We start from the raw sequence: 9,693 nt of genomic DNA, 5'->3' as shown, positions 1-9,693 counted from the left end.
CGGGGCGGCTCCCCCCCCCCCCCCCCCCCCGCGGGGCGCCCCCCCCCCCCGGGCCCCCCCCCCCGCCCCGCCCGCCCGTCGTCCACCCCTCCCGTCGTCCACCCCGCAAGGAGCCCTGTCCTCGTGAACGCCCACCCGTCCTCGGCCATCGCGCCCTGGGCAGACGCAGCCAGCCGGCGGCGGCTGCACGAACTGGAGACCCTGCACCGCGAGGAGGGCGCGGCGGCGGTCGCCGACGCGGTGAACCGCGCCCAGAGCGCGCACCGCCACCGCATGGCCGCCGAGGGCCTCGTGCTGTACGCCGGGACGAACGTGCTGTCGCCGGCCGTGCGGGCCGCGCACGACAGTGCCCTCTCCACCCGCCCGGCGCTCGGCTGGCCGGGAGGAAAACTCCAGACCGGTGTCGAGGAGATCGAGGCCCTCGAAGTCATCGCCACCACTCAGGTCGCCCGCGCCATGCGCGCCGCCCACGCCGAGGTCCGCTTCCTGACCGCGACCATGGCCAACCTCGCCCTCTACAGCGCCTTCACCCGGCCCGGCGACACCATCGCCGTACTCTCCCCGGAGGCCGGCGGCCACGCCAGCCATCACGCCCACGCCACCGCCGGGGTACGCGGTCTGAACGTCGTCCACCTCCCCTACAGCAGTACCGACCTCGATGTCGACGCGGACGCCCTGGACGCGTTCCTCGCCGTCCACCGGCCCAGGCTGCTCCTCGTCGGCGGCAGTGTGACCCTCTTCCCCCACGACCTCGGTGTCCTGCGGGAGGCCGCCGAACGCGTCGGGGCGCTGCTCGCCTACGACGCCTCCCATGCCGCGGGGCTCATCGCCGCGGGGTACGTGCAGGACCCGCTCGCCGAGGGCGCCCACGTCGTCACCTTCTCCACCTACAAGACCTTCGCCGGACCCGCCGGAGGCGCCGCCGTGACCGACGATCCCCGGCTGGCCGAGAAGATCTCGCACGCCGCCCATCCGGTCCTCAGCTCCAACTACGACCCCGCCAGGCTGGGCCCCCTGGCCATCGCCGCCGCCGAGGCCGCCGAACAGAGTCCGGCCTGGGCCGCCGCCACCATCACCGCCGCCCAGCACCTGGCCGCGCACCTGGCCGGCCACGGCCACACCCTCGTCGGTGCCGGCCGCGGCTACACCCGCACCCATCAGGTCGTCATCGACGCCACCGCCCTGGGCGGCGGCACCGGGGCGGTCGCCCGCCTCGCCGCACACGGCGTCCACACCGGCACCTGCCGTCTGCCCTGGCAGCGGCCCGGCACCCCCGCCCTGGGCATCCGCCTCGGCACCCAGGAGGTCGTCCGCCGCGGGGCCGACGACGCCACCATGCCGCACGTCGCCGCCGTCATCCACCACGCGCTGACCGGCCGGGGGCCGGCCGGCACCGGGGCAGCCGCCGAACTGCGAGCGAGTCTCGGCCCCGGCCTGTGGGCGGCGCCCGCACACGGCGGCCGGACCTGACCCCGGCCCGCTCGCCACGGATCTAGAGTGACCCGCACGCCGGGCACCCCGCCCTTCTCCCGTACGCCGTCACCCGAGGAACAGCGAAGCATGGCAAGCAGCGAGATCCAGGACATCGTGGACGGGATCGCCGACGCCCTCCGCAAAGGGGTGTCCGTCGACGATCTCAGCGGCCGTCTGGTCACCTACAGCGCCCAGCAGGGCCGCGCCGACGAGGCCCGTATCCGCTCCCTGCTCACCCGTGCCGTCCCCGACGACATCCGCGCGTGGCAGGACAGGCACGGAGCCATCACCGCGACCGAGCCGGTGGAGGTGCCGCCCAACCCCGGCCTGGGCATGCTCGCCCGCCTGTGTGTTCCCCTGCTGCACCACGGCGTGAAGACCGGCACCTTGTGGATTCTCCAGTCCGACGCCGCCTGGTCCGTGCCCGCCCTCCTCGATCAGCTCGCCCGCCTCGGCGACCGGATCGACACCCTGGCCGCTCTCCAGTACGACAAGGCCAACCCGCAGCTGGACGAACGCGGGCAGCGCGAGACCACCTTCCAGCACGCCTGCCGGGCCGACGCCGCCGCCCTCGACAGCCTCAGGTCATGGCCCGCCCTGTACGCGCTCGACACCGTGCACGTCCTCGTGTGCCTGACCGCGTACGGCGCCGCCCGCCGCAGCGACACCGCGGCGGCTCAGTTGCGGGTGGCCCTGCATCAGACGCTGGCCGCCCACAGCCATGTGCTCGCCGGGTCCGTGCAGGAGACACACACCACGGTCCTGGCCCGCTCCAGCCACGGCGCCGACACCCCGCTGCGGCTGTACCACGACCTCGCCGCCGCCGTGGCGACCACGGCCGCCCACGCGGCGGAGCCACCGGCCGTGTTCATCGGCGTCAGCAGCCCGCTCAGCACGCTCGACCGTCTCCCCGCCGTCTACCAGCAGGCCGTCACCGCCGCTCAGGCCGCCGCGGTCGACCCCGCGCTCGGCCCCCTCGCCACCTGGGACGGCATCGGCCCGTACCGCTTCCTCGCCCAGAACCTCCGGCGGGACCCGCTGCACCCGTCCGAGCTGTACACCCGCCTCCAGGCGGCCGACGAGAGCGGCGACCTCCTCCACACCCTGGAGGTCTACTACGACAGCACCAGCGTCAACCAGGTGGCCCAACGCCTCCACCTGCACCGCACCAGCCTCTACTACCGTCTCGGCCGCATCAAGGACGCGATCGGCACCGATCCCCTCGACGGCCCCACGCGGCTGGAACTCCACATGGCCCTCAAGACCGCCCGCTGGTCTCGCCGCCCCCGCCTCTAGTTCCGTCGCCGCAAGGCATCCCCTCCACCCCAGAGAGGGCCAGGTTTCCCATGGCCATCAGCGTCTTCGACCTCTTCTCGATCGGCATCGGCCCCTCCTCGTCCCACACCGTGGGTCCCATGCGCGCGGCCCGTATGTTCGCCGAGCGCCTGAGCACCGGCGGTGTCCTCACCGACACGGCCGCCGTGCGCGCCCAGCTGTTCGGCTCGCTCGGCGCGACCGGTCACGGTCACGGCACGCCCAAAGCCGTCATGCTCGGCCTGGAAGGACACCACCCCGAAACCGTCGACGTGGACCAGGCCGAACGCGACGTCGAACGCGTCACCCGCTCCCACCGCCTGCGCCTGGCCGGCGTCCGTTCCATCGGCTTCGACCCGGCCACCGATCTGGTCCTGCACCGGCGCCGTTCGCTCCCCCACCACCCCAACGGCATGATCCTCACCGCGTTCGGCGCCGACGGGCGGACGGTGCTGGAGAAGACGTACTACTCGGTCGGCGGCGGATTCGTCATCGACGAGGAGGCCGCCGGCGCGGACCGCGTCACCCCCGACACCACCCTCCTCACCCACCCCTTCTCCACCGGCGACGAACTGCTGCGCCGCTGCCACGAGACGGGGCTGTCGATCTCCTCGCTGATGCTGGAGAACGAGAAGGCATGGCGTACCGAACAGGAGATACGCGACGGCCTGTTGCGCATCTGGGCCGTGATGCGTGACTGCGTCACCGCCGGTCTGTCCGCCGAGGGCATCCTGCCCGGTGGCCTCAAGGTCCGTCGCCGCGCCGCCGCCTCGGCCCGACTGCTGCGCACCCAGGGTGACCCGCGGCGCCACGCCATGGAATGGATCACCCTGTACGCGATGGCGGTGAACGAGGAGAACGCGGCGGGCAGGCGCGTGGTCACCGCCCCCACGAACGGCGCCGCCGGGATCATCCCCGCCGTCCTCCACTACTACCGTGATGTCGTCCCGGGCGCCGACGAGGACGGCGTGGTCCGCTTCCTGTTGGCCGCCGGCGCCATCGGCATGCTCTTCAAGGAGAACGCCTCCATCTCCGGCGCCGAGGTCGGCTGCCAGGGCGAGGTCGGCTCCGCCTGCTCCATGGCCGCGGGCGCCCTCGCCGAGATCCTCGGCGGCTCTCCCGAACAGGTCGAGAACGCCGCCGAGATCGGCATGGAACACAACCTCGGCCTCACCTGCGACCCCGTCGGCGGACTCGTCCAGATCCCCTGCATCGAACGCAACGGCATGGCCGCGGTCAAGGCGGTGACCGCCGCCCGGATGGCGATGCGGGGGGACGGGGCGCACATGGTGTCTCTCGACAAGGTCATCAAGACGATGAAGGAGACGGGGGCGGACATGAGCGTGAAGTACAAGGAGACGGCTCGGGGTGGGCTGGCGGTGAACATCATCGAGTGCTGAGGAACGGGCCCTGCACAGCGCGTTCGCATCCTTCAACGCTGTCAGAGCCGTCCCTCCAGTTGCCTGATCAGCGCCCCTGCGACGGCAGCGTGCCCCGTCGTGTTCGGATGCATGATGGTCGGGGACGCCTCGTAGCCGGTCGTCCAGGGATCGCTCGAACACACGTCGTGGTGCCGGCTCTCCTTCGACGCCGCGACGAACTCGACGCCCGTGTGCCGCGCGGCCGTCCTGGTGGCCAGGCTGAGTTCGCGTGCCACGTTCAGCAGGAACCTCTGGCGCTCCTCGGGGATCGGCAGAACGGCGCACGGCTCGCCGTTCGCGGGCAGGATCGTCAGGTAGTCGACGAGGACGATGCGGGCCTGGGGTGCCCGGGACCGAACGGCCCGGACCATTCCCACGAACTCGTCGCGCAGACCGCGCAGGGCGGTCTTCACCTCCGCGTCCGACGGGGCGTCGCACGCCCCCAGGCTCGACAGCAGGTTGCCGAACTCGCTCTGGGGGTTCGCGGCGAGGTCTCCGCGGCAAGCCTGGGCGATCAGGTTCGTGACGTACTTGACGTCGTTGCCGCCCACCGTCACGGTGACGAGACGCGTGTCGGTGTCGACTGCCTGGATCTGCGGGGCGAGGGAGTGGGTCCCGTTCTGGTCGGTGAGCTGCTGAGGGACGCTCACGATGTTGTCGATGGTGGCTCCCCCGCACGTCGCGTTCTTGAGGGCGAGGCCGAGACGCTCCGCGACGAGGTTCGGATAGGCGCTGAGCGAACGGCCGCACAGCGCCCCCGTGTCCGCCGGATCGACGGGGAGGAGCCCGGCGCCCGCGGCGAAGGAACTGCCCAGCGCGACGTATTCGGAACCGGGGGACGTCGTCGCGGCGGGTGCCGCCATCGCCGTCAGGCAGGCCGCGCCCAGTGCCGTCGCGGCGATCAGTGCCGCCGTCTTCCGGCGCAGGAGCACGCGGGAACCCGGTATCGCGATCCGGTGTCTGCGCAAAGACCCGTCGGGAGATTTCGTCGTCGTCATTCCGCTCTCCTGGATGTGCGGTGTCGTGTCACAGGCAACGGTTCAGAGTTCAGACCCGGCGGAGTGGACCTGGTCGAGCAGGTCGCGCACCACGTCGGCGGGGTCGAGCCCGGGCTGGAGCCCGAACGAGATCATGGTGTGCAGCGGCATGGATTCCATCATCCTGAGCGCTTCGTCCGTGATGGCGGTGCTCGATGAGCCGAGCCGCGAGAGCACGGGGCGGAGTACGGACCTCGCCGTCTCGTCGGCGAACCACTCGCCGACCGTGGAGTCGGGGGTGAGGGCGACCGGAAGCCGGGGGACCGCGAGGGTGACCGTGGCTTCGAGGGGGAGGTTGCGCGAACTGGTGCCCACGGCGATGTCGAACCGGCCCGGCTCCACCGTCCATCCCCGCGGCCCCCAGAAGGCGAAGGCACGGGCGTCGAGTTCGAGGCGCACGACGCGCCGCTCGCCCGGTTCGAGCCGTACCTTGGCGAAGCCCTTGAGTTCTCGCGGGGGACGGTCGACGGAGCTGCTCGGGTCGCTCACGTAGACCTGCACCACTTCGCAGCCGGAGCGTCGACCGGTGTTCTCGATCGTCACCCGGCATTCCCCGTAGGGGTGTGCCGGGTCGGGGACGGTCACCTCCAGGTCGCTGAGCGCGAAGGTGGTGTAGCTGAGGCCGTGCCCGAACGGGTACGCCACGTCCAGGTCGGTCACGTCGTACCAGCGATAGCCGATGTAGACGCCCTCGCCGTAGCGGACGACGCCGTGAGATCCGGGCCAGTTCACGTGCGACGGGGTGTGCGCGAGCGTGAGAGGGATCGTCTCGGCCAGTCTCCCCCCGGGTTCGGCGATCCCGAAGAGCACGTCGGCGGCGGCGGACCCGGAAGCCTGTCCGCCGAGCCAGGTCTCCAGGATGGCCGGCACCTCGCCCGCGATGCCCTCCAGCGTGACGACTCCGCCGTTGCTCAGCACGACGACGACATCGCGGTTGGCCGCGAGAACCTCCTCGACCAGTTCGCGTTGCGCGGCGGGGAGACGCAGATCGGTGCGATCGTAACCTTCGGACTCGGCCTGATCCGGCAGGCCGAGGAACAGCACGACCACCGTCGCGTCACCGGCGAGAGCCACGGCGTCCTGCCGGAGAGCGGCGTCGTCACCGCCGTCGAGCGTGAACCCCGGCGCGAAGACGATGTCGCGGTCGGTGCGGCTGCGCAGCGCGGTCAGGGCGTCGTCGACCTTGCTGGGATTCAGGTGAGAGCTGCCACCGCCCTGGTAGCGGGGCGACCGCGCGAACTCCCCGATCACGGCGATGGTCCCGCCGGTGCTCGGGTCCAGGGGAAGGAGGTTCCCGTCGTTGGCCAGCAGGACGGTGCTCTCGGTCGCCACGCGTCGAGCGAGTTCGTGATGGGCTCCGTGGTCCACGGCGTCGGCTTCGCGACGCGCGCCGCGCAGCCGGTCGTGTACGTCGAGTATCCGGGACACGGCGGTGTCGACGATGGTTTCGTCCAACCGTCCGTCCTGGACCGCCGCGACGATCCGCGTCGGGCTGAGCTCCCCTGTGGAGGGCATTTCGAGATCGAGCCCTCCGGCTGCCGCGGCGACGGGGTCGGCTACGGCTCCCCAGTCCGAGACGACGTATCCGTCGAAGCCCCACTCGGTGCGCAGCACGTCGGTGAGCAGCCACTTGTTCTCGCTGGCCCTGACGCCGTTGATCTTGTTGTAGGAGCACATCACGACCGCCGCCTCCGCCTCCCGGACCGTGCGTTCGAAGGCCGGGAGGTAGATCTCGCGCAACGAGCGTTCGTCGACCTGCGCGTCGATGCGCATGCGGTTGGTTTCCTGGTTGTTCGCGGCGAAGTGCTTCACGCAGGCACCGACGCCTTGCGACTGGACGCCCTTCACCCACGCGGCGCCGATCGCGCCGGAGAGCAGGGGGTCTTCGGAGAAGTACTCGAAGTTGCGCCCGCACAGCGGGGAGCGCTTCATGTTCACCCCTGGTCCCAGGAGCACGTCCACGCCGAGGGCCCGGGCTTCCCGGCCCAGCGCCCGTCCCATCTCCTCCACCAGGCCCGGGTCCCAGCTCGACCCGGTCGCGGACCCGGTGGGGAAACTGGTGGCCGGCTCGCTGTCGTTGATCCCGAGGTGGTCCGCGGTGGCGCGCTGCAACCGGACCCCGTGCGGACCGTCGGTGAGGGTCGCCGCGGGGATGCCGGCATGCGGGATCGCTCTGGTGGCCCAGAACGTCGCCCCGGACAGGAGGCTCGCCTTCTCCGCCAGCGTCAACGAGGGAACCGAGTGGTGCATGGCTGCCTTTCGAGAGGTGTCGAGACGTACGGGTGCTGTCACGGTTCGAGGGGTCACGGCCACGCGATGAGCCCCTCGTGCTCGATCTGCCATCCGCCTCCGGCGCCGAAGCCGGAGCCGGGGCTGTCCGTCCCCGCGAGGATCAGCGAAACGGCCGACAGCAGGCCGCCGTTGCCGGGGAGGTAGACGGGGAGGAAGGAACCCATCTGGGGGTTGTGGCCGGCGTCGTCGTACTGGTTCTTGGCGCCGTCGTGGAGGAGCAGGTCGAGGGCCGACTCCGGTTCGCCGAGCCGGGCCGCCGTCATCGCGAGCGCGGGGAAGTCCCATCCCCATGCCGAGTCCCAGTCCCAGTTCTTCCGTATCCAGTGGAGGGTGTCGCGCATGACGGCCTCGTCGATCATCGCGGTGGCCGGGACGAACCCGAGGGCGAGCGCCATCGACGGATGGTCGTCGGCGCGGGTCGTCTCCTCGCCTTCGACGGCGGCGTAGTGACCGTCCGTCACCGAGGGGCGGGTGAGACGGGTGAGGACGTCTTCCCAGGCCGGAACCGGTTCAAGACCGCGACGCCGCCGGAAGGTCTGCGCGACGCCGAGAGCGAACGACCAGTACGCGAGCTCGAACGTCGGGTCGGCCGTTTCGGCGGCGGCGTAGAACTCCTGCGCCGGCATCACCGGCGGGCCCAGGTGGAAGCTGCCGTCGACGTCGTCGGCGAAGTCGGCCATGAAGGCGGCCGTGTCGTCCAGGAGCGGGCCGAGACGGTGGGCGAGGGCGTTCTGCTTCGCGGGGGCGTCGCGGTGCGCGCGCCACAGCAGTTCCGCGAAGTACAGCAGGTGCGGTTGTTGCCAGATGAGGAGACTGCCGATGTCGGAGGGGGACTCCCGGCCGTCGGGGCCTACTTGCTTCGGCCAGCGGGCTCCGTCGTACCCTTGCGTGCCGGCGGTGGCTCTGGCGGTCTCGTGCACGCGTTCGTACCAGCTCAGGCTCCTCTCCAGGAGCTCCGGCCGGCCCCATGCCGCGAAATGCGCGGCATGCCACCAGTGCATTTCGAGATGGAACTTTCCGAGCCAGGAGTTGGTGACGAATCCGGTCTCCTGTGGGGGTGTGACCCCTGCGCCGTGTACGCGCGTCAGATACTGCGACCACACGATCCGGCGTTCCAGCTCTCCCGCCAGCGGATGCGTGCTGCTCGACACGTCGACCGCGGCGCCCGACCGCCAGAACCTCTCCCATCCGGCCACCGACGAGGCTTCCACCTCGGCGAAGGTCTCGGCCGGCGGACCCGCGAAGGCGACCAGATCGCTTCCCGGCCCGGAGACGGGTTCGAAATCGACAAGGACCTCGACGGTATCCGTATCGGCGCCCAGTTCGAACCGGTGGGCCGCGGTCTGTGTCCAGGTGCCTTCGTTCCAGCGCACGGCGACGGTGTACTCCGACGTCGCGAGCCGCCGGCGGACGACGGCCGCGCCCGCCTCGGACTCTTCCCACTCGCTGGTGTGCCGGTCGGGAGCATCCCAGTCGACGGGGAGGACGAAGTGCGTGCTTCCGGCCCCGAATCGCAGGGTGACGCCGACCTGCCCCGTCGACAGCAGCGGCGAGCTCACCCGTGTGGCGACGGTCGCCCGGCCGGCGTGCGCGACGGTGACCACCTCGACGGGCTGCCCGAGGTAGGAGAACGTGCTCGTGACCACTCCCGTCCACGGGTCGAGCCGGGCCCGGACGTCGGTGACGGCCCAGGGAGTGGTTTCCGGTTCGGCATCCGGCCGGGGGCGAAGGATCAGGCCCAGGCGTCCGAGGTCGATGCGGTGCGGGTTGTCGATGAGCCATCGGCCCGCCAGGTCCCGGTGCTCGGTGGCCGGGCTCATCAACGCGGCCAGCGGCGGCCGGTCCGGGTAGCGGACGCCTCCGCGTCGCGTCCGGTACTCCGTCGTCGCGTCGGCGAGAACGTATCCGGCGTCGTTCGGTTGCTCGTCCCAGCCCCAGCTGGTCATGGTGCTGGTGCCGGTCACCCGGGGCGTTCCCGGGCCGGGCGCGGTGTCCGGGACGGGCTCGTGGAAGGGGGTGAACGTCTGTAGACCTGTGACGTCGGCGGTGAAGCCGAAGTCGCCGTTGCCGACGCTGAGCACGACGCCCGCGTCCGGGGCGTCGAGCACCGCATGGTGCCGGTTGACCACGGCGTGACGGTCGATGGTCATGTGAGT

The 9,693-nt window shown here is 71.4% G+C and carries 6 protein-coding genes; 3 read left to right on the top strand and 3 right to left on the bottom strand.

What is annotated here, in order from left to right; translation table 11 throughout:
• Window positions 1-123: 123 nt before the first annotated feature.
• The 3 genes from ABZX85_RS28160 to ABZX85_RS28150 all read left to right on the top strand — a co-directional run bounded on the left by ABZX85_RS28160 (window position 124) and on the right by ABZX85_RS28150 (window position 4,187).
• Window positions 124-1,470 carry a DegT/DnrJ/EryC1/StrS family aminotransferase gene (locus ABZX85_RS28160; protein ID WP_355874142.1) on the top strand — a complete coding sequence of 449 codons (1,347 nt, stop codon included), beginning with the start codon at window positions 124-126 and terminating at the stop codon, window positions 1,468-1,470.
• Between the two features lie 90 nt (window positions 1,471-1,560).
• On the top strand, window positions 1,561-2,769 hold the full coding sequence (locus ABZX85_RS28155; protein ID WP_355874139.1) for a helix-turn-helix domain-containing protein: 1,209 nt from the start codon (window positions 1,561-1,563) through the stop codon (window positions 2,767-2,769).
• A 50-nt stretch (window positions 2,770-2,819) separates the two neighbouring features.
• Complete coding sequence (locus tag ABZX85_RS28150) at window positions 2,820-4,187, top strand: L-serine ammonia-lyase (protein ID WP_355874136.1); 1,368 nt, start codon at window positions 2,820-2,822, stop codon at window positions 4,185-4,187.
• Window positions 4,188-4,228: 41 nt separating this feature from the next.
• On the opposite strand, the gene ABZX85_RS28145 is transcribed toward ABZX85_RS28150, so the two are convergent.
• From ABZX85_RS28145 to ABZX85_RS28135, 3 genes are read right to left on the bottom strand one after another with little or no spacing between them, the layout of a single operon-like run.
• Window positions 4,229-5,206, bottom strand: coding sequence for an SGNH/GDSL hydrolase family protein (locus ABZX85_RS28145; protein ID WP_355874133.1), 978 nt, complete (start codon window positions 5,204-5,206; stop codon window positions 4,229-4,231).
• Window positions 5,207-5,248: 42 nt separating this feature from the next.
• Window positions 5,249-7,495, bottom strand: coding sequence for a glycoside hydrolase family 3 C-terminal domain-containing protein (locus tag ABZX85_RS28140; RefSeq protein WP_355874131.1), 2,247 nt, complete (start codon window positions 7,493-7,495; stop codon window positions 5,249-5,251).
• A 53-nt stretch (window positions 7,496-7,548) separates the two neighbouring features.
• Entirely contained in the window at window positions 7,549-9,687 is a 2,139-nt protein-coding gene (locus ABZX85_RS28135; protein ID WP_355874128.1) for a hypothetical protein, read from the bottom strand.
• Window positions 9,688-9,693: the final 6 nt, after the last annotated feature.

The organism is Streptomyces sp. NPDC004539 (genome assembly GCF_040610055.1).
Classification (GTDB): Bacteria; Actinomycetota; Actinomycetes; order Streptomycetales; family Streptomycetaceae; genus Streptomyces.
Note: the sequence above shows the minus strand (reverse complement) of the source record. Positions and strands in the feature narration are given on the sequence as shown.